Source organism: Corallococcus sp. AB018 (assembly GCF_003986945.1).
In the GTDB taxonomy this organism is placed as follows: domain Bacteria; phylum Myxococcota; class Myxococcia; order Myxococcales; family Myxococcaceae; genus Corallococcus; species Corallococcus exiguus.
In genome coordinates, this window is record NZ_RAWR01000010.1 from 58797 (window position 1) to 77949 (window position 19153).

At 70.1% G+C, this 19153-nt stretch carries 19 protein-coding genes; 9 read left to right on the forward strand and 10 right to left on the reverse strand.

All coding sequences use genetic code 11. The features are described from left to right. Position 1: 1 nt before the first annotated feature. From D7Y11_RS04020 to D7Y11_RS04040, 5 genes are all read right to left on the reverse strand, one after another. Entirely contained in the window at positions 2-541 is a 540-nt protein-coding gene (locus D7Y11_RS04020; protein ID WP_120598120.1) for a MarR family transcriptional regulator, read from the reverse strand. Between the two features lie 150 nt (positions 542-691). Beyond that, a complete protein-coding gene (locus tag D7Y11_RS04025; RefSeq protein ID WP_126933061.1) occupies positions 692-1327 on the reverse strand; it encodes an EcsC family protein in 636 nt (211 codons plus the stop codon). Between the two features lie 39 nt (positions 1328-1366). Further along, on the reverse strand, positions 1367-1807 hold the full coding sequence (locus D7Y11_RS04030; protein WP_120578485.1) for a hypothetical protein: 441 nt from the start codon (positions 1805-1807) through the stop codon (positions 1367-1369). Between the two features lie 118 nt (positions 1808-1925). Then, the gene (panD, locus tag D7Y11_RS04035) at positions 1926-2318 is read right to left on the reverse strand and encodes an aspartate 1-decarboxylase (RefSeq protein WP_120578486.1); all 393 of its coding nucleotides are present in this window, start codon (positions 2316-2318) and stop codon (positions 1926-1928) included. A 101-nt stretch (positions 2319-2419) separates the two neighbouring features. Next, positions 2420-3262: an LEA type 2 family protein gene (locus tag D7Y11_RS04040; protein WP_120578487.1), complete on the reverse strand. Its 843-nt coding sequence runs from the start codon at positions 3260-3262 to the stop codon at positions 2420-2422. Positions 3263-3347: 85 nt separating this feature from the next. Here D7Y11_RS04040 and D7Y11_RS04045 point away from each other — a divergent pair, with 85 nt between their 5' ends. The 6 genes from D7Y11_RS04045 to D7Y11_RS04070 all read left to right on the forward strand — a co-directional run bounded on the left by D7Y11_RS04045 (position 3348) and on the right by D7Y11_RS04070 (position 10603). After that, a complete protein-coding gene (locus tag D7Y11_RS04045) occupies positions 3348-4880 on the forward strand; it encodes an alpha/beta hydrolase (RefSeq protein ID WP_233597181.1) in 1533 nt (510 codons plus the stop codon). Between the two features lie 13 nt (positions 4881-4893). Then, positions 4894-5628, forward strand: a complete 735-nt coding sequence (locus D7Y11_RS04050; protein WP_120578489.1) for an ATP-binding cassette domain-containing protein — start codon at positions 4894-4896, stop codon at positions 5626-5628. Beyond that, entirely contained in the window at positions 5625-6797 is a 1173-nt protein-coding gene (locus D7Y11_RS04055) for an ABC transporter permease (RefSeq protein WP_120598125.1), read from the forward strand. The genes D7Y11_RS04050 and D7Y11_RS04055 overlap by 4 nt, the downstream gene beginning before the upstream one ends. Before the next feature lie 94 nt (positions 6798-6891). Next, the gene (locus D7Y11_RS04060) at positions 6892-7965 is read left to right on the forward strand and encodes a DUF2804 domain-containing protein (RefSeq protein ID WP_120578491.1); all 1074 of its coding nucleotides are present in this window, start codon (positions 6892-6894) and stop codon (positions 7963-7965) included. A gap of 99 nt (positions 7966-8064) precedes the next feature. After that, positions 8065-9450 carry a tail fiber domain-containing protein gene (locus tag D7Y11_RS04065; protein WP_121752003.1) on the forward strand — a complete coding sequence of 462 codons (1386 nt, stop codon included), beginning with the start codon at positions 8065-8067 and terminating at the stop codon, positions 9448-9450. Between the two features lie 163 nt (positions 9451-9613). Beyond that, positions 9614-10603 (forward strand): hypothetical protein, encoded by a 990-nt coding sequence (locus D7Y11_RS04070; protein ID WP_126933062.1) that lies wholly within the window; start codon positions 9614-9616, stop codon positions 10601-10603. Here the strand turns inward: D7Y11_RS04070 and D7Y11_RS04075 are convergent. From D7Y11_RS04075 to D7Y11_RS04095, 5 genes are all read right to left on the reverse strand, one after another. Next, on the reverse strand, positions 10595-11947 hold the full coding sequence (locus D7Y11_RS04075; protein WP_126933063.1) for a phosphoenolpyruvate kinase: 1353 nt from the start codon (positions 11945-11947) through the stop codon (positions 10595-10597). The two genes, D7Y11_RS04070 and D7Y11_RS04075, sit on opposite strands and share 9 nt — an antisense overlap. Continuing rightward, on the reverse strand, positions 11944-12591 hold the full coding sequence (locus D7Y11_RS04080) for a DUF3226 domain-containing protein (RefSeq protein ID WP_120578495.1): 648 nt from the start codon (positions 12589-12591) through the stop codon (positions 11944-11946). Before D7Y11_RS04080 ends, D7Y11_RS04075 begins: the two co-directional genes overlap by 4 nt. Further along, positions 12591-13739 (reverse strand): ATP/GTP-binding protein, encoded by a 1149-nt coding sequence (locus tag D7Y11_RS04085; protein WP_126933064.1) that lies wholly within the window; start codon positions 13737-13739, stop codon positions 12591-12593. The genes D7Y11_RS04080 and D7Y11_RS04085 overlap by 1 nt, the downstream gene beginning before the upstream one ends. A gap of 134 nt (positions 13740-13873) precedes the next feature. Continuing rightward, positions 13874-16429: a M1 family metallopeptidase gene (locus D7Y11_RS04090; RefSeq protein ID WP_126933065.1), complete on the reverse strand. Its 2556-nt coding sequence runs from the start codon at positions 16427-16429 to the stop codon at positions 13874-13876. 12 nt (positions 16430-16441) lie between these two features. Continuing rightward, on the reverse strand, positions 16442-16702 hold the full coding sequence (locus D7Y11_RS04095) for a hypothetical protein (protein WP_233604846.1): 261 nt from the start codon (positions 16700-16702) through the stop codon (positions 16442-16444). Between the two features lie 75 nt (positions 16703-16777). On the opposite strand from D7Y11_RS04095, the gene D7Y11_RS04100 reads away from it, so the two are divergent. The 3 genes from D7Y11_RS04100 to D7Y11_RS04110 form a co-directional block, all read left to right on the forward strand. After that, complete coding sequence (locus D7Y11_RS04100; RefSeq protein WP_121752007.1) at positions 16778-17866, forward strand: hypothetical protein; 1089 nt, start codon at positions 16778-16780, stop codon at positions 17864-17866. A 137-nt stretch (positions 17867-18003) separates the two neighbouring features. After that, positions 18004-18708 carry a CHAP domain-containing protein gene (locus tag D7Y11_RS04105; protein WP_126933066.1) on the forward strand — a complete coding sequence of 235 codons (705 nt, stop codon included), beginning with the start codon at positions 18004-18006 and terminating at the stop codon, positions 18706-18708. A 136-nt stretch (positions 18709-18844) separates the two neighbouring features. Further along, on the forward strand, positions 18845-19153 hold a 309-nt coding region (locus D7Y11_RS04110; protein WP_233607191.1), incomplete at its 3' end, for a transglycosylase domain-containing protein.

Here is a 19153-nt window from a genome sequence, read left to right on the forward strand (position 1 = left end):
GTCAGGCGGCCGACGCCGTTAGAAGCTCGTCGGGGGCGCTGGCCAGCTCGGCGTTCTCCTCGGCGACTTCCTCGGCGGAGCGGGCCTGGACGGTCAGGGCCTGCACCCACAGCTCCAGGACATCCATCAGCGCGCTGCGCGTCTCGCCCTGGAGCGGGGCCAGCCGCTGCGCCATGCGCCCCTGCACCTGCGCATCCAGCTGATCCGCGAGCGCGCGGCCCGCGTCGGTGAGTCGCACGCGCACGCGCCGGCGATCATGCCGCACCGAGCGCTCCCGCCGCACGAGGCCGCCGTCCTCCAGCCGGTCCACCAGGCGGCTCAGGCGCGGCATGGCCAGTCCCCCCAGGCGCGTGGCGAGCACGCCCACGGGCAGCAGACTCTCCGAGCGCAGCCACCAGATCGCCTGGAGTTCCCGAGGCTCCCAGTGGGGATGGCTCAGGACGTCCAGGGGACTCTCCAGCGCGCCGCAGCGGGCCGCGTCCACGAGGAGATTCCGCCAACGCGCCACCTGCACGCGCACCTCCGCCGAGAGCTCCGTCATGCACCCCTCCCTGCCGTGAGCAAGCGCCGCGTCCGGCCCCGCGTGCGACGCATCCGGCATCCCGCGGCCCCCTGGGACCGCGAAGTCATCAACGGAAATACGTGACGGACATATCGATCTGGTTTCTGACCGGATTTTCCGCGGGGCGCTCTACTCCGCGCCCGCCGCCTTGCGCTTCGCGCTTCGCGCCTTCGCGTGCGCCTTGTCGAATCCCTCGTAGAAGCGCACGGCCTGCTCACCCACCATCTGGATGTGCTGGTTGTTGAGGTACGCGGTGATGGGCGCGGCGACGAGCGGCATCGCGCGGCCCAGCGTCGTCATGCCGCCCTTCGCGAGCAGCAGCGCCGCCAGCTTCCCCAGCACCTTCGGCCCGGAGCGGTGCAGCGGCCCCAGCCCGTTGGCGTAGCCGAACAGGTCCAACATCTCCCCGCGCGCCCGGTCCGTCTTGAGGTTCGCCTTGTAGAGCGTGGCCACGTCCGTGAGCAGGACGAGCTGCAGGTAGGCCATGAACGTCAGGTCCGCCGGCAGCGAGATGAGCCCGAACACGCCGCTCACTCCGCCGACCATGCTCGCGAGGCTCTTCTTCTCGTCCACCAGCCGCTGCGCCAGCTCCTTGGTCGTCGCGGACGGGTAGCGCTTCTCCAGCGCCGCCACTCGCACGCGCGCCCGGCCGATCTCCCCCTGGATGAGGTCCGACAGGCGCAGCGACCCCAGCTTCTTCAGCTCCGCGGGGGTCAGCTTCTTCATGAAGCCCAGCCGCTCTGTCACGCCGTCGTAGAAGGCCATGTCCTCCTCCTTGGCCGCGATGCACGCGGCCGGTCGTCTCTAGTAACCCCGCTCGGCCAGGTACAGGTCCACCAACGCGCCTTCTTCGTACCAGCCGTGTCGCATCTCCGACTTGAACCACCGCGAATCCGGACGCGCCGAGCGCACCTCCAGCTTCACCCGGTTGGGCCCCGTGTCGATGACCGCCGCGCGCGCCTTGCACGCCGCGCCCGGCTCCTCGCCGAAGCCGCCCTCCAGGCACACCTCGTCCCCCACCGACAGGCGCCGGGTGTACTCCTGGGCCAGGTAGAGGGCGTCGTCACAGCCGCTGCGCACGGAGGACTTCCCCAACGCCGCGCAGCGGTCCTGCGCGGGCGCCCGGATGACCGGCACGTTGGAGATGAACGCGTCCTCCTGGTTGGGGTCGCGCTGATACGAGCCCACCTGCTTGCACCCCGTCACCGCCACCAGGACCGTCAGGCCCGCCCACGTCCACTTCATCGCGTCATCGCCTCCGGGACGCGCGTCGCCGCGCCTCCGCGCCAACAAGGAAAGGGCGGGAAGCATGGCAGACAGGGCTGGGTGCGGCAAAAGGTGCCGGAAGGACCCGTGGGCGTCTCTACGCGATACGGCGCGCGGGCCCGGGGATTTCCTCGGTGACGCCGGGAACCGCCCGGTTCTTTCCGTCCACGAAGACGACCGTGGGCTTCCAGTGGGCGGCCTCCGCCTCCTCGACCTCCGCGAAGGTGGCCAGGATGACCAGGTCGCCCGGCTGGTTCAGGTGCGCGGCCGCGCCGTTGATGCAGATGACACCGCTGCCGGACTCGCCCTCCAGGGCGTACGTCTCCAGCCGGGTGCCGCGCGTGACGTTCCACACCGCGACCTTCTCGAAGGGGAGGATGTCCGCCGCCTTCAGCAAATCTCGGTCGATGGTCACCGAACCCTCGTAGTCGAGGTCGGCCTGGGTCACCGTCGCGCGGTGGATCTTGGACTTGAAGAGGATGCGGCGCATGGGGGGCCCTCGGGAAGCGGCGCAACCGTAACGGCTCCCCTGCCCGGGGACAACATCCCCGGTGTCCCACGCACCGCCTGCCTCCCTGCACGCCCTGCTGTTTACTTCGTGAAATTCACGAGCTGACTCAGGTTCAGGGGCACGGACTGCGCGTCCGACGTCAGGTTGCCCGTCAGGCTCACCTGCGCGTTACCACCCGAGCGCAGCGCCATGGCCGCGGAAGCGGCGCTCGCGAAGTTGATGGTGAGTGGCAGGGTCACCTGCTTCGTCCCACTTCCGTCCAGCATGCCCAGGTTGCCCGTGGAGAGGTTGCCCACGTTGGCGCCCGCCACCTTGAGCGCACCGGTGATGCCCGCCACCGGCAGGGGGAAGGCGTTGCGGTTGGTGATGGCCAGGGGGAACTCCACCGTGGCCCCGCTCAGCGTGACGTTGGTGATGCGCGGCGCCTGGAACTGCACCTGGGGAATCTTGGGGACGGGGAACGTGCCCTCCTTCTCCAGGGGGAACTTCAGCACGCCCAGCGGCGTCTGGATGCCCAGCGAACCCTGCGCCTTGAAGGCCGCCACGTCCTTGTCCAGGAACGTGGTCACCACCGGCGCGATGTCCGCGAACTTCACGTTGGCGGGGAAGACAATCTGGCTCTTGCCGTTGGACTTGAGGTTCAAGCCCTCCTTCGGCTTGCCGGCCACCAACTGCTTGCCCTCCACGAAGAAGGCGTAGTCCACCGACGCCAGCTTCAGGCCCAGGCTGTTGGGGTTGTCCAACTCGTACACCAGGTCCACCGTGGCGTCGGACAGGGAGGCGTTCGCCAGTCGGGCTGTCTTGAACTTCAGCGTGGGCTTCTTGAAGGCACCGTTGAGCAGGCTCTGCAGCGCTGCGCAGCCGGAGAGCGTGGTGAGCGACAGGGCGAAGAGGACCAGGAACGCGCGTTTCTTCATGGGCATGGGCGTAGCAGAGGACGCACCGCGTTCGCGCGGATTCAATCGCCGCGCGTGTCGGGGCCTCGACGGGTGCACCTTCGGCACTCCAATGGTATGCGCCAGGGGACTCCCCCGTGCTGGAGGTTGGCCCGCCGTGACAGGTGGCATCTTGTCTCACCCCCTCGCCGCGCTGGCGGTGCTGGCCGCGCTGTCGCTCACGGGCTGCTCCCGGTCCTCCAACGCCGAGGCCGCCCCCGCGCGGCGGATGGACCTGAAGCCGTGCCGGCTGGACGGAGTGGCCGCGCAGACGCTCTGCGGCACGCTGGAGGTCTTCGAGGACCGGGCCGCGGCGAAGGGGCGCAAAATCTCCCTGCGCGTGGTGGTGGTGCCCGCGCTCGCGTCGCAGCCGAAGGAGGACCCGTTGTTCTTCCTCGCGGGCGGCCCCGGCCAGGCGGCGTCCCGCACGCGCATCCTTCCCGCGCTGGATCGCATCCGGCGTCAGCGCGACATCGTGTTCGTGGACCAGCGCGGCACGGGGGACTCGCACCCGCTGGACTGCGAGGCGTTGAATCCCTCGCGCACGTCGCTGGCGGAGCGCTTCGAGGACCGCGAGGACGCGGACGTGATTCCCCAGTGCCGCAAGGGCTGGGACGCGGACGAGCGGCTCTACACCACGTCCATCGCCATGGACGACCTGGACGATGTGCGCGCGGCGCTGGGCTACCGGCAGGTGAACCTGTGGGGCATCTCCTACGGGACGCGCGCGGCGCTGGTGTACATGCGCCAGCACCCGGACCGCGTGCGCACCGCCATCCTGGATGGCGTGGCCCCCATGGGGCAGTACCTGCCGCTGTACGCCGCGCGCGATGGCCAGCGCGCCCTGGACCTGCTCATGGACGCGTGCGCGAAGGACGGCGTCTGCGCGAAGGCGTATCCGGACCTGCGCGCCCGCACGGAAGCGCTGCTCGCGAAGCTGGAGGCCGCCCCCGCGAAGGTGCACCTGTCGCATCCGCGCACGGGCGTGCCGGAGGACTTCACGCTCACCCGGCGCGTCTTCCTGTCGGAGCTGTTCTCGCTGCTCTACAGCCCGGACGTCGCGTCGCTGGTGCCGCTGATGCTGGACCGCGCCGCGAAGGATGACTGGACGCCCTTCGTCGCGCTGTCGTTGGGGCTCACCGACGAGGTGGCGCGCACCACCAGCCGGGGCATGTTCCTGGCGGTGGTGTGCGCGGAGGACGCGCCCTTCTTCACGGAGGAGGACGCCGAGCGTGAAGCGAAGGGCACCTGGTTCGGTTCACGCATGGCGCTGGACGTGAAGCGCGGGTGCGCGAAGTGGCCGCAAGCGAACGTGCCCGCGAGCTTCCGCGAGCCCGTGAAGTCGGACATCCCCACGCTGCTGCTGTCCGGCGAGCTGGACCCCGTGACGCCGCCGCCCTGGGGCGAGGAGGCGAAGCGGACGCTCACGCACAGCCTGCACGTGGTGGTGCCGGGGTTGGGACACAACACGGTGGGCGCGGACTGCGCGCGCACGCTGATGGCGGAGGTGCTCACGCGCGGCAGCGTGGAGGGCCTGACGCCCGACTGTGGCGCGGGCCTCAAGCGGCCGCCCTTCTTCACCTCCTTCGCCGGCCCTGTTCCGTAGGACTCAAGCGCCCATGATTGAAGCCAGGAACCTGCACAAGCGCTTCGGCTCCGTGACGGCCGTGCATGACGTGACCTTCACCGCGGAGGACGGCGTCATCACGGGCCTGCTGGGCCCCAACGGCGCGGGCAAGACGACCACGATGCGCATGCTCTACACGCTGGTGCGCCCGGACGGCGGCACCGCCACCGTGGACGGCGTGGACGTGGCGAAGCAGCCGGAGGTGGCCCGTCGCGCGCTGGGCGTGCTGCCCGACGCGCGAGGCCTCTACCCGCGCCTCACCGCGCGCGAGCACGCGCGGTACTTCGGCGAGCTGCACGGCCTGTCCGGCGCCGCGCTGGACGCGCGCGTGGAGGAGTTGGTGGAGCTGCTGGACATGAAGGACATCGCGGACCGGCGCACGGAGGGCTTCAGCCAGGGCGAGCGTGTGAAGGTGGCGCTGGCGCGCGCGCTGGTGCACGGGCCTCGCAACGTGCTGCTGGACGAGCCCACCAACGGCCTGGACGTGATGGCCACGCGCTCCGTGCGCACGCTCTTGCGCAAGCTGAAGGCGCAGGGCTGCTGCGTGGTGTTCTCCAGCCACGTGATGCAGGAGGTGGCCGCGCTGTGTGACCGCATCGTGGTGGTGGCGCGCGGGCGCGTGGTGGCGGACGGCACGGCGGACGCGCTGCGTGCGAGCACCGGCAAGGACAGCCTGGAGGAAGCCTTCGTGAGCGTGATTGGCAGCGAGCAGGGGTTGCGCGAATGAAGGGCCTCATCGGGACGGTGCTGCGCAAGGAAGTGCTGGACCACCTGCGGGACAAGCGCACGCTGGGCACCGCGCTGATGTGGCCGCTGTTGGGCCCGCTGGTGTTCCTGGTGATGTTCAACGTGATGGCCTCCTGGTACCGGCAGGACCGGCCGCTGGAGATGCCGGTGGTGGGCCGCGAGCACGCGCCCAGCCTGATGGCCTTCCTGGAGCGCTACGGCGCGAAGCTGTCAGAGGCCCCTCAGGACTACGAGTCGCTGGTGCAGGCCGGGAAGCTGGACCTGGTGCTGGTGGTGACGGACGACTACTCGAAGGACTTCGCGGACGGGCACACCGCCGCGGTGCGGCTGGTGGTGGACAGCTCTCGCAACAAGGCCCGTCAGGCCGTGCAGCGCGCGCAGCGGATGCTGGCGGTGTATTCGCAGCAGACCGGCAGCCAGCGCCTGTTCGCGCGCGGTGTTTCGCCGGAGCTGGCGGTGCCCGTGCGCGTGGACGAGCTGGATTTGTCCACGCCCGAGCGCACCGCGGCCACGGTGCTCACCACCATCCCGCTGTTCCTGGTGATGGCGGCGTTCGCGGGCGGCATGCAGCTGGCCAGCGACACCATGGCGGGCGAGCGCGAGCGCGGTTCGCTGGAGCCCCTGTTGCTCAACCCGGCTCCTCGCGGCGCGGTGGTGGCGGGCAAGTGGCTGGCCACCTGCGCCATGGCGGGCACGGGCGTGCTCTTGTGTCTGGTGGGTTACTTCCTGGTGGTGAAGCGCGTGCCGCTGGAGGACCTGGGCGTGCGCGCCCGCTTCGACGCGCCGGCCGCGCTGGGCATGCTGGCCGCGGTGCTGCCGCTGGTGCTGGCCGCGTCCGCCGTGCAGATGTGGGTGTCCACCTATGCACGGTCGTTCAAGGAGGCTCAGACGTACCTGTCGCTCCTGATGGTGCTGCCCACGCTGCCCGGGATGCTGCTGGCTCTGTCCCCCATCCAGACGCAGACGTGGATGTTCGCGGTGCCGGTGCTGGGGCAGGAGATGCTCGCGGGCGAGGTGATGCGTGGCGAGACGCTGGGGCCGGTGCCCTTCCTGCTCGCGTTCCTGTCCTGTGTGGCGGTGTCACTGGTGGCGTTGCGTTTCACCACGCGTCTGTTGACGCAGGAGCGCATCATCTTCGGCAGGAGCTAGCGAGCAGGCTCGCCGGCCCCGAGTGTCTTCGGGGCGCCGCTTGGACGCTGTGTTCACGTGACAGGGGCGGCGAAGTGCCGTCCAATGTTTCGCGATGACGCTTGAGCGTGAACGAGAAGCCTTGTTGCCTTTCGCCCCGAATTCAGTGGCCTCCACGGAAGGGGAACCGCGGTTCGGGACGTATCAGGGAGAGCTGCCGGAGGTGGACCTGCCCCGGCTGTTGGGGAAGTGGGCTCCAGGGCGCGCGACGCGGCTGCTCAAGCGCAAGCGCTGGCACTACACCTTCGTCGCCACGCAGGAGGTGGCGGCCCTCTTCGCGGTGGTGGATCTGGGCTACACGGCCAACGCCTTCGCGGTGGCGGTGGACCTCCAGGAGAAGAAGCCACTCTGTGACGTCAGCTTCCTGGGCGTGCCCGGGCCGCTCGCGGAGGTGAGTGACAAGCCGGGCGCGGGGCTCGTGGCGGCCTTCCGCACGCTGGGCGGGCGCATGTCCGTGAAGCGCGGCGAGTCCGACGAGCGCTACCAGGTGGAGGTGGACGTCAGCCGCATGCGCACGCAGTCGCTCCAGTCGTTCCAGTGGAACGGCGAGCTGCTGGTGGCGGGCGGTCCGCCGGCCCTCACCGTCATCGCGCCGGTGCAGGGCGACGGGCTGGTCAACGTCACCCAGAAGCGCAGCGGCCTCCTGGCCTTCGGGAGCCTGGAGGCGGGGGGCCGGCGCTTCCGGTTGGATGGCGGCGTGGGCGGCATGGACTACACGCAGGGCTACCTGGCGCGGCACACCGCCTGGCGCTGGGCCTTCGCGGCCGGGCGGCTGCCGGATGGCACGCCCGTGGGCCTCAACCTGGTGGAGGGCTTCAACGAGGGCGCCACCGAGGCCAACGAGAACGCCGTCTGGCTGGGCGACCGGCTCTACCCGGTGGGCCGCGCGCACTTCGAGTACGACGCGAAGGAACTGCTCGACCCGTGGCGCCTGACGACGGCGGACGGCGCGGTGGACCTGCGCTTCAAGCCCATCTACGTGCACCGCGAGGAGCGCAACCTGCGGCTCGTGGTGAGCCACTTCGCCCAGCCCGTGGGCTTCTTCGAGGGCACCCTGCGCGTGGGTGGCCAGGAGCTCAAGCTGTCCAACGTCCCCGGCGTCACCGAGGACCAGGACATGCTCTGGTAGCAGCGGTTCTCCTGGACGGCGGGACTCCCGGGGAGGTCCCGGGTTGTCTATGACCCGGTGCTTTGCCAGTGTGGTTCTCCTTCACTGAGGGAGCACCGCATGGCGTCTGTCCGGGGAGTCTCTGTTGCGTTGGGTTGTGTCGTCGGGCTTGTCACCAGCGCGTGTGGCTCCGACCCGGCGCCCGGGCAGCAGCGGGAGATTGGCACGGGGCTGACGCTGGAGGGCGACGCGGTGCGCGTCGTCTACGGCGACGGGCCGGGCACGGCGGTGGAGGGGAATGATCCACGACTGTCCGCCGCGGGCCAGGGCATCCGCAACGGGACGGCGCCGCAGGACGCGTCGTTCGCGGTGGCGGGCACGGGGCAGGTGCGGGGCCGGCTGACGGCGAACGCGGACGTGGTGCTGGACGCGTCCGCTTCCGCGAAGACGCCCGTGCCGCTCTTGTCCGTGAGCAACACCGTGTCCGGGACGGGCGAGCCCACGTGGGAGCGCCAGGGGGTGTTCACGGTGGACTCCGCGGGCGGGCTGATGGCGCGCGGGGAGTTTGGCATGGGCACCATCCCTGCCCAGGGCAAGGGAACCCGGATGATGTGGTACCCGGCCAAGGGCGCCTTCCGTGCGGGAAGCACGGAGACGCAGTGGGACGACGCGAACGTGGGGCAGTACTCGTGGGCGGGCGGCAACAACAACCTGGCCAGTGCCTACGGTTCCTTCTCGTTCGGAGACCAGTGCACGGCGTCCGGCACGGTCTCGGTGTGCATGGGCTCCGCCAACACGGCGAGCGGGACCGCGTCCTTCTCCGCCGGCGCTTCCAACATCGCGAGCGGCTTCACCTCCGTGGCGGTGGGCTACACCAACACGGCCACGGGGCAGGGCTCCGTCGCGTTGGGCTACCGCAACAGCGCCAACGGGGACTACTCCACGGCGCTGGGGCAGCGCGCGAGCTCCGGCGGCTTCACCGGGTCCTTCATCTGGGCGGACCAATCCACCAGCTCCAGCGTGGTGACGAACACGGCGAACAACCAGTTCATGGCGCGCGCGTCCGGTGGGTTCCGCTTCCGCACGAGCAGCAACCTCACCACCGGCTGCGACCTGCCGGCGGGCTCGGGCGTGTTCACCTGCACGTCGGACCGGACCACGAAGGAGGACTTCCGCCGCGTGGACGCGGAGGCCGTGCTGGCGAAGGTGGCGGCGATGCCGGTGGAGAGCTGGCGCTACAGCGCGGAGGCCGGTGGCGTGCGGCACCTGGGCCCGGTGGCGCAGGACTTCCGCGCGGCGTTCGGCCTGGGGACGGATGACAAGAGCATTGGCCTCCTGGACATCGACGGCGTGAACATGGTCGCCATCCAGGCGCTGGCGCGGCGCACGGAGGAACTGCACGCGAAGAGCGCGGAGGTGGACACGCTCAAGGCCCAGATGGCCGAGCTCCAGCGCAGCCTGTCCCGCCTGGAAGCGGCCGTGCATGCGAAGGGTGCGAAGCCCTGAGGGCTCCGTGCGCGTTCATGCAGGATGCAGTACGGGGCGCGGTGTAGGCTCTTTCCGCGCCTTTTTCGCCTGAGGAGGACTCCACCCCATGTCCTGCCCGCATTGTGGTCAGCCGCTCCCTGAAGGCCAGTCGTCGCGGACGTGTCCCCACTGTGGCGGGGACGTGAACGCGCCCAGGTCGCCGGTGATGGACGAGGTGGCGGACCATGCCCAGCGCGCGGCGGACTCGGCGGGCCGCGCGGTGCAGGACGTGCTGGACGACCCGAGGCTGCGCGAGCGGCTGCCCGGGGGCTCGCTGCCGCTGCTCGGTTCCGGACTGGTGGCGGCGGCGGTGGTGGCGCCCGTGCTGCCTTTCATCGGCGGTGGGCTGGGGCTGCCCTGGTCGGTGTTGATGCTGGTGGGCGCCGGCATGCTGGGCGCGCGCGAGTGGGTGGCCGCGGGCCGGAAGCTGCCGGACGCGCTGGTGCCGGTGGTGAAGTGGGCCGCGCATCCGGCGTTCCTGCCCATGTTCACCGCGCTCACCGTGACGCAGGCGTTCCTGTCACTGGGGTTGGGCGTGGCGCCGCTGTTGTGGGTGCTGGCGGCGGTGGTGCTGGGCTCCGTGCAGTGGCGGGCGTTCAAGGCGTCGTCGCTGGCGGAGCCGTCGCTCACGAAGCGGCCGGCGGACGTGCGGCTGAAGCGGTGGGTGTTCGCGGGCGTGGCGGCGTGCGCGGTGGGGCTGCTCCTGCCGTGGAGCTCGGCGTGGTCGCTGGTGCCCACGGCCCACCTGCAGCGCGAACGCAACATCACCATCGACAACAACTTCGCCTGGGACATCCAGGACAACGACACGTGGAAGTTCAACACGCTGGTGCTCCCGTCGGGGCAGGGCGCGGGGACGGGGCGCGGCCGGCTGGGCGCGACGGGCGTGGTGCTGGGGCTGCTGGCGCTGGGCGTGCTGGGGTCGGTGCGGCGCGCGCGGGAGGCACTGCCTTCGGTGGTGCCGGCGGTGCTCGCGGGGCTCATCACCGTCTGGGCGCTGACGGGCCTGGCGTCGAAGCCGGGGCCCTGGCTGTTCCTGCTGGGCATCCTCGCGGTGGACGTGGCCGTCGCGCGCGAGTGGCTGGGGCCCCGGAGCGCGGTGCCCCCCACGGAGCCGCCCGCCTCAGCGTGACGCGCGGCCCTGCACGATGGCGCGGAAGGAGCGGCTGCGCAGCTCCTCCAGCGAGAGGCCGGTGGAGCGGGCCTCCTCTTCCGTGAGGGCGCCGCAGGCGAGCCCGCGCAGGAAGAAGTTGAGCAGGCCCTGGCCGGTGGCGGCGTCGTCGAACACGTCGCCCAGCAGGGTGGCCTGGGCGGCCTTGTCCACGAAGGCCTTGAGGCGCTGGGACGCTGGCTCCAGGCCCTCCTGGAAGAAGGCGTAGACGGCGGCGTAGCGCACGGGGAGCTGGGCGGGGTGCAGGTCCCAGCCCTGGTAGTAGCCGCGCTCCAGCGAGTGGCGCGTGTGCCGGTACGCCAGCTGCCACGCGCGGTGCACGGCGTCGGTGTTCTCGCGCCGCTGCATGGGGAGGAGCGGGGTGTCACCCTGCTTGCGGTGGGGGCCCACGGGCATGACGTTGGTGGCGCCGTCGGACAGGCGCACGCCGCTGCCCGCGAGGAGCACCTGCACGGTGTCGCGCAGGTAATCGCAAGCGGGGTGGAGCATGTGCTGCATGTGCGCGCTGACATCCAGGGCGGCGGTGTAGTCGTAGACGCCCAGGTGCACGTGGGAGCAGCGGCCCTCGCCGGCCTCCACGAGCGAGCGCAGGTGCGGCCGGCCGCGCGCGTCGAAGAGGGCCTGGGGCGTCTCCACCATCAGCTCCAGGGAGAGCGCGCCGGGGGACAGGCGGTGGGCGGACTCCAGCTCCGACAGCAGCTTCGCCAGGGCGGTCACCTGTTCAGGCACGGTGACCTTGGGCAGGGTGATGACGAAGGACTGAGGCAACCTGCCACCGGATTGCTCCAGCAGCGCGGTGACGAAGAGGTCCAGGGTGCGCGAGGCGCGGGCGTAGAGCTCTTCCGTGAAGGACTTCACGCGGATGCCGATGAACGGCGGGAGCGAGCCCTGCTCCAGGCCCCGGGCCACCTCCGTGGCGGCGGCGACGGCGTGGGTGTCTTCTTCCGAGTCGGGACGGTGGCCATAGCCGTCCTCGAAGTCGATGCGGAAGTCCTCCACGGGTTCACGCTGGAGCTTGTCCACGACGCGGTCATGGACGCGCTGGGCGAAGCCGCCGCGCTGAGGCAGGCCCAGCCCGTGGGCGAGCTGGGAGCCATCGGCGGCGTAGTCGCGCAGCGCCGCGAGCGCCAGGTCCCCCATCTTCCGCGCGGTGCCAGCGCGGAAGAGGTGGGCGCCGCCGTACACGGTGTGCACGGGTTGGCGCCGGGAGGACTCACCCGGATACGCGTGGGTGAACGCCACGTTGGCGCGGCGCAGGGCTTCACGGGAGGCGGCGGAGGCTTCGGGCGTGAGCGTGGTCTTCATGGGGCTGGGGCTTCGGGAGCGGGGATGAACAGCCGTCGCATCCAGGCCACGAAGCGCTGGGCGAGCTCGTGGTCGGCTTGGAGGTAGTGCTTGGACACGGCCTGGCCGAGCGGCGTGCCGGGTTCCTGCTGCCAGGCGAGCCAGGTGTGGATGGCGGCCTTGGACCGGTAGGTGGGCTTGAAGCGGCGCTCGGGGAGGGTGTCCAGGGCCGTGAAGGCCGCGGGAAGGAGTGGGTCGCCCTGCGTGACGAGCTGCTGGAGGAAGTCCTCCATGATTCCCGTGAGTTGGTTGTCCGGCATCATCCAGATGCCGATGCGCGGCAGCGTGCCTTGGGCGGGAATGATGATGCCTGCTGCTTCGGTCTGCCTGGGTAGCTGGGTGTAGCCAGAGTGCTCCAGCACATCGCGGAGGGATTGCCAGCGTTGGGGGAGGTCTTCATCCGCGTCGACAACGACGCCGATGGTCTTCACCCCAGGCACACGTGGCCGGACCTTCAAGTCATCGCGCAGCCGCTCGTACCCGTCCTTGGCTTCAACAACGAAGAGTTGCTTGTTGTCGAGCTTGTGGTGGTTGCAGAGGTGGTAGACGACTTCGCGGTCTTCCGCGCCTTCCACCAAGAGTATCCGCTCTGGCTTGGGCGGCATCAGCGGACCTCGATGGATTCCCGGGTGATGATCTCCAGGTCGCCCTCGTTGAAGACGGTGGCTTTGATGTTGCCAGCTGATTGAGCGAGGCTGATGAGCATCCCGTCCGCAGGATGGGCGGACGCTGCCTTCTGGAAAGCAGTGATGCAGTCCCAGCTATGCGTGGTGGCGAAGACCTGTACGCCGAGCTGACTGGAGGCTTCGAAGATGAACCGCCAGAGCTGTTCCTGAGCCGCGTAATGGACGCCGCTCTCAACCTCATCAATCAGGAAGATTCCGTGCTTGGAATTCACCAAGCCCAGAGCGAGTTCGAAGATCCGGTTCATCCCATCGCCCATGCTTTGTAGCGGCTCGGGAGATGTGTGGCCTCTTCTGGCGACAAGCGCATATCGAGTGCCCTGGTACAAGGCGCCTTCGACAAGAGAAACACGCTCGATGTCCGGAGCGATGATCCGCAGGGCTTGGAGCGCTGATTGTTCGCCATTGGTAAGGACAATGCTGTCCCACAATGGCCCGATATCAAGCGGTTTGATGCCTCTTGCTGGCAGGTACTGGCAGGCAAAAGAGTTTTTGGCATTGAGTCGGCTTTCGACCGAGCCGCCAGCCACGCTTGATGTCCGAAGATCGCTTAGGTCGATAACGCGATGGTACCGATAGGAGCCAGTAGTGATCCGGACCTGAAGTACTTCCTCCTCCAGTTCATCCTGAGGGGATGAGGGCTTTTCATCCGCCGCGATGAAGGACGTCTCAGATGCTCGGGAGCCTTTCGCTCCCTGCATGAGGGGGCTTCTGCCCAGCCGGACGGAAAGCTTCGGGTCGAGATCGCGGGTGCTCAGGTAAAAAGATGTCAGTGCAGGCTGCTCGGAAGGCTGGAAGAAGGCACGCATGATGTTGATGCGTTGTGCCTTGTCGTCTCGCGGTGCATGTCGATGGACCTCTTGCCGGAACTCAAGAAGTTCCTTGAGCTCCCATGCCGCATCTGAACCTGCCGCATAGACCTTGAGCGCTTCCAGAACCGTGGTCTTCCCCACGTTGTTCTTGCCGACGATCAGATTGACGCGGCCCAGGCGCGGAATCTCCAGGTCCCTGAACGCTCGGAACCCCTGGATGCGGAAGGAGGGGAGGAGGGGAGCGGAAGGGGGCGGCATGGCAGCAGTGTCCTGGCGCACGGCCAGGCGCCGTGCAGTGCGCCCCGGGTGAGCCCCGAGGCATCTCGAACCATCCCCAGAACCCCCCGGCCGCGCAACTTCCAGATGCGCGGCCGGGACAGTCCTTCAGGGCATCACGGCCGGCGCTTCAGCCACGCGGACACCTCCGGGGTCACGCGCTCGCGCAGGGCCACGTCCTGGGTCAGCCGCTCCAGGGTCTGCGCCGTGGCCTGCTGTGCCTCCGGAATCGGGTTCGCCTGGAGCAGCGCCTTCATCTGCTCCAGCTGCTCGCGCGTGCGCAGCAGGCCCAGGCCTTCCACCACCCGGCGCAGCAGCATGGGCGCCGCTCCCGTGCGCCCCACCAGGTCCTTCCAGTGCTTCTGCAGCTGCGCCCACCACGCGTCGCGCCCGGTGCGGTTGCCCAACAGGCCTGTCGCGAAGCTCGCCACGTCCTGCGTCTTCACCGTCTCCGTGAACAACAGCGCCTGCGCGCGCTCCGTCAGCTTCGCGTCCTCGAAGGACGTGAGCGCCATCAGGTAGCGCCGCTGCGTCGCCGGGTCCGGCTCCTTCGGCATCCGCTGCGACAAATCATCGAACAGCGCCGCGTCGCCCGCGCGCGCCACCATGCCCACCGCCGTGTCCAGCAGGTTCGCGTCCAGCGCGGTCTTGTCTCCCTGGAGCATCCGCGCCACCAGCGGACGCGCCTCCGCCAGCACCTGCGGACTGCGCGCCAGACCGCCCACCGCGCGCACCAGCGCCGCGCGGCGCAGTCGCACCCGGTCCGGCTCGCCCTGCGCCGCCTGCCAGCCCAGCTTCTTCAGGCCGCCGCCCAACAGCTGCTCCACCCACCGGCGGAAGCGCTCCTGGTCCTCGCCCTCCGTCAGCCGGTTCTCGATGTACCCGAGCCGCCCGACGAGCTCGTCCAGCACCGCCTCGTCCTCCTCGTCCCCGAAGCGCGCCGCCAGGTCCAGCAGGTCAGCCACCGGCGCCTGCGCCGAGCGCACCAGCGCCCACATGTCCGCCAGCAACGAGATGCGCTCCGACGGCGCCAGCGTCCCCATGTTCGCCGCCAGCGCGTCCAGCGCCTGCTTCTCGTACGCCACCCGGTAGAAGCCCGTGGAGCCGCCGTTGGCGCACAGCCACTTCACGTCGCCCGAGCCGCCCTCCAGCGTCACCGTCGTCTCCGCGTCACGGAAGAGCACCCGCTGCTCCTTCACTCCGCTCGCGTCCTCGAAGCGCAGCACCATGGGCACCGGCCACGTCTCCGAACTCTTCACCCCCGGCTCCGAATAGAGGCGCTGCTGCGACAGCGTCACCTTCCGCCCCTCCACCTTCACCGACACCAGCGGGAAGCCGCTCTGGCCAATCCACTTCGTCGCCAGCTCGTTCACCGGCTGCTTCGCGGCCTCACCCAGCGCGTTCCACAGGTCTTCCTTCACCGCGTTCGCGCGCGCGTGCTTGCGCATGTACAGCCGGATGCCTTCGCGGAAGGGCCCCTCTCCCAGGAACCCTTCAATCATCCGCAGCACCGCGCCGCCCTTCTCGTACGTAATCGCGTCGAAGCTCTCACCGGCCTCGCCCGCGTTGCGCACCTCACCGTGGATGGGGTGCGTGGACTTGAGCGCGTCCAGCGCCAGCGCGCTCGCCCGGTGCGCGTCGAAGTCCAGCCACATGCGCCAGTCCGGCCGCCACTGGTCGACAATCTTGAAAGCCATCCACGTCGCGAACGCCTCGTTGAGCCAGAGGTCGTCCCACCACACCATCGTCACCCAGTTGCCGAACCACTGGTGCGCCAGTTCGTGCGTCACCACCTCCGCCACGCGCTTCTGCACGGACAGCGGCGCGGTGGCCGGGTCCAACAGCAGCGCCACCTCCCGGTAGGTGATGAGGCCGGCGTTCTCCATCGCGCCCGCCTCGAAGTCCGGGATGCCCACCTGGTCCACCTTGCCAAAGGCATACGGCAGCCCGAAGTAGTCCTGCAGCCGGGGCAGCACTTGCAGCGCCGCGTCCTGCCCGAACTTCGCCAGGTGCGCCTTCTCCGGCAGCGCCCACGTGCGCACCGGGATGCCCTCCGCCTTCTCCTCCGGCGTGCCCACCAGCGGGCCCACCACCAGCGCGATGAGGTACGAGCTGAGCAGCTCCGTCTCCTCGAACGTCACCTTGCGCAGCGCCCCGTCCTTCTCGTCCTTCACCACGCGGCCGTTGCCCAGCACCGCGTGGCCCTCCGGCACGCGCACCGTGAGCGCCCAGCGCGCCTTGAAGGCCGGCTCGTCGAAGCAGGGGAACAGCCGGCGCGCGTCCGCGGCCTCGAACTGCGTCGCGGCCACCTTGCCCGCCGCGTACAGGCCGCGCAGACCGTCGCTGAAGTGCCCCGTCCACAGTACGTCCAGCGTGGCGCTGCCCGCGGGCAGGGGAGCATCGAACGTGAGCACCACCGTCTCGCTCACCGGGGCCACGCGCTTGGACGCGGGCTTGCGCACGTCGTTGCCGGCGCGGAAGGTGACCTCGCCCAGCTCCAGCGCGTTGGCGTGGAGGATGATCTCCTTGGTGGGCTGGGACAGCTCCAGCTCCACGCGCTGCTCACCCGTGAAGGTGCGCCCCTCCAGGTCCAGGGTCACCGTCGCTTGATAGCGGCGCGGGCGGAGGGTGGTGGGCAGGCGGAAGTTCTTGTCGTCGGTGGGATGCGCCATAGGGGCGGCAATCTAGCGCCGGCCGCGCCTTGTGCTCGTGCTCCATTTCCCAGTGTCCGCCGCTTCACGGCGTTCCAACCCCGCTGACGGGGGCACCAGCTGCCCGAAGAGGCTCGACTCGCGCTGGAAGAAGCCCTCCGTGCGGAAGGCCACGACCCGGCCGCGCTTCGCGGTGCGCATCCACACCTGGATGCGGGGCCGCTGCCCGGGCGCCCACGTGTAGAGCCCGTGCAGCTCGCGTCGCGCCGTACATCCACCTCCACGGGGCGACACCTCCGTTGGCCGGCGGGCAGGAAGGTGCCTCGGTGAATGGCATTGGAGCGGGGGACTCGCGCAGACTGCCGGGCCATGGGCTCTCGTCTCGTCCACGTCCTCCTTATCTCCGTGGTCACCGTGCTGGGGCTGCTCGTCCCGTGGGCGCAGGCGGACGACTGGGCCCGCCTGCTGGAGACGGTGCTGGGCTCGGCGGCCATCTGGCGGCTGTCCTCGGTCGAGCAGGGCGTGGTGCACCGGCTCGCGGAGCTGGGCGTCTTCGCGGTCGCGGGGGCGATGCTCGGGAACGGGCAGGCGTTCGCGCTGCGCCGGGCGGGGCTCCAGGTGTCTGGCTGGGCGGGGTTGACGGCGATGGCGGTGGCGGTGGGCCTGGTGGGCTCGCGGGCCCTGGCCGTGGCGCTGGGGCTGTCGCCCGGGACGGCGTCCATCGGGATGGGCGTGGCGGTGGGCCTCACGCAGGGGTGGCTCCTGCGCCGCGAGGTGCATGGCGCCGCCGTGTGGGTGGCGGCGTGCGCGGTGGGCTACGGCATGGCCGGGCCGGCGGCGGACTGGAAGACCAACGCCTTGAGGGCGGCGGTGGACGTGGGGGCGACCTGGCGCCTGTCCTCCATTGTCATCACGGCGCAGGCCATGACGTGGGGGGCGCTCGCGCTGTGCACGGCCATTGGCGGTGCGTTCATCTTGTCGAGCCTGCGCACCCAGGTGCTGCCCGCGACCGGTTCGCGGATGCCCGGCGCCCTGGGGCAGTTCGCGGTGCTGGGGCTGGCGCTGCCGCTGATGGTCGCGCTGGAGGCCCGGGAGAAGAGCCCGCCGCCGCGGGAGTTGTCGGAGGGCTGTTTCCTCCAAGTGGTGCCCGCTCCTATCCGGGAACCCGCGAAGAGGGTGGTCCCGAGCACGCCTGGCGAGGTGCTCAGCCCCGGATGCGTGGGCGTGGTCTGCAGGAACGTAGGCCTCCCCACGTCGCCGCCCCCTGCCGCAGGGATCGTCACTGAACCCAGGCCCCGTCCGGCGCCCGTCCTCCATGACGAGCACCTGCGCACGTTGTTCCGCGAGGAGCAGAAGCGGATGCCGTCGCCCACGCGCCGGTGGAACAACCCCGCGTCGGGTGACGCGCCGCTGCGCGCGGGCGCGACCGGACGCAGCTCGAACAGCGTCGTGCCCTGAGGGATTCAGGGTGCGCGGTTGCCATGGGTGGGAACTTCCTTGCCCAGCGCATGCCGACAGGTGGGCGCACTCCGTCGTGAGGTGGACATGCGCAATGCCGCGAAGACCGGGCACGGCGGTTGCTCTGTCGCGTGTGCATGGGACGAGGCGTGTGGGTGGGCGCGTTGGTGAGCGCGCTGGTGTGGGGCGGGGCGGCTCAGGCAGAGAATAAGGTCACGGCGACGAAGAAGGCCCGGCCGGTGGTCGAGTTGTCGGACCGGGCGCTGTGGCGGGCGAAGTCCTGGGTGGGGATGACGACGCTGGCGAAGATGAGCTCGACGGTGAGCGATGACTGCTCGGGCATGACGCGTCTGGCGTTCCAGCAGCGGCGGTTGGATTTGCTGCCGGACGACGTGCTGCCGGAGGAGAACGGCGTCACGGCCATCCACCGCAAGGCGCGCGCGCTGGGGATGCTGACGGAGACGCCGAAGCCGGGCGCGCTGGTGTTCTTCAAGAACACGTTCGACCGCAACCGCGACGGCCTCATCAACGACGGCCTCACGCACATCGGCATCGTGGAGCGGGTGGGGACGGACGGCACGGTGACGTTCGTGCACAAGTCCGGCGGGTTGGTGAAGCGCTCGCGCTTCAACCTCGCGCAGCCGGAGGCGCGCAAGGACGCGAAGGGACACGTCATCAATGACTGGCTGCGCCGCCAGGGGAAGAAGACGCGCGGCTACCTGGCGGGGGAGCTGGTGGCGGGCTTCGCGTCGGTGGACGAGCGCTGGCGTTCGCCCGAGCAGCCGCGCCTGGCCTCCGCGAAGCTCACCGTGAAGGATGACGCCCGGACGGCGCGGCGCTAGACACGGCCGGAAGATGTCCACCGTCGAAGGTCCATCCGAATCTCCGAGCCCCGAACCCTCCGGGCCCATCCCGCCGGCACCGCCGGAGGTGCAGCCCGCGCCGACGCGAAAGAGGCGCTGGGCGCGCTGGATACTCGTGGGCGTGTTGGTGCTGGGCCTGGGAACCGCGGCGCTCACCTTCGCCGGGCTGCCGGACGCGAGTCCCCTGGCGAAGGAGAACCCGAAGACGACCGCGCTCATCGAGCAGCGGGCGACCGAGGCGCGCGAGGCCGGACGCAAGCCGCGCCGGAGGCAGCAGTGGGTGCCGTTGTCGGCGGTGTCCAAGCCCGCGGTGGACGCGGTGCTCATCTCCGAGGACGCGAGCTTCTACCTGCACGACGGCGTGGACACGGTGGAGCTGGCGCGCGCGGTGGGGCAGGCGGTGGAGAAGGGGGAGCTGGGGCGG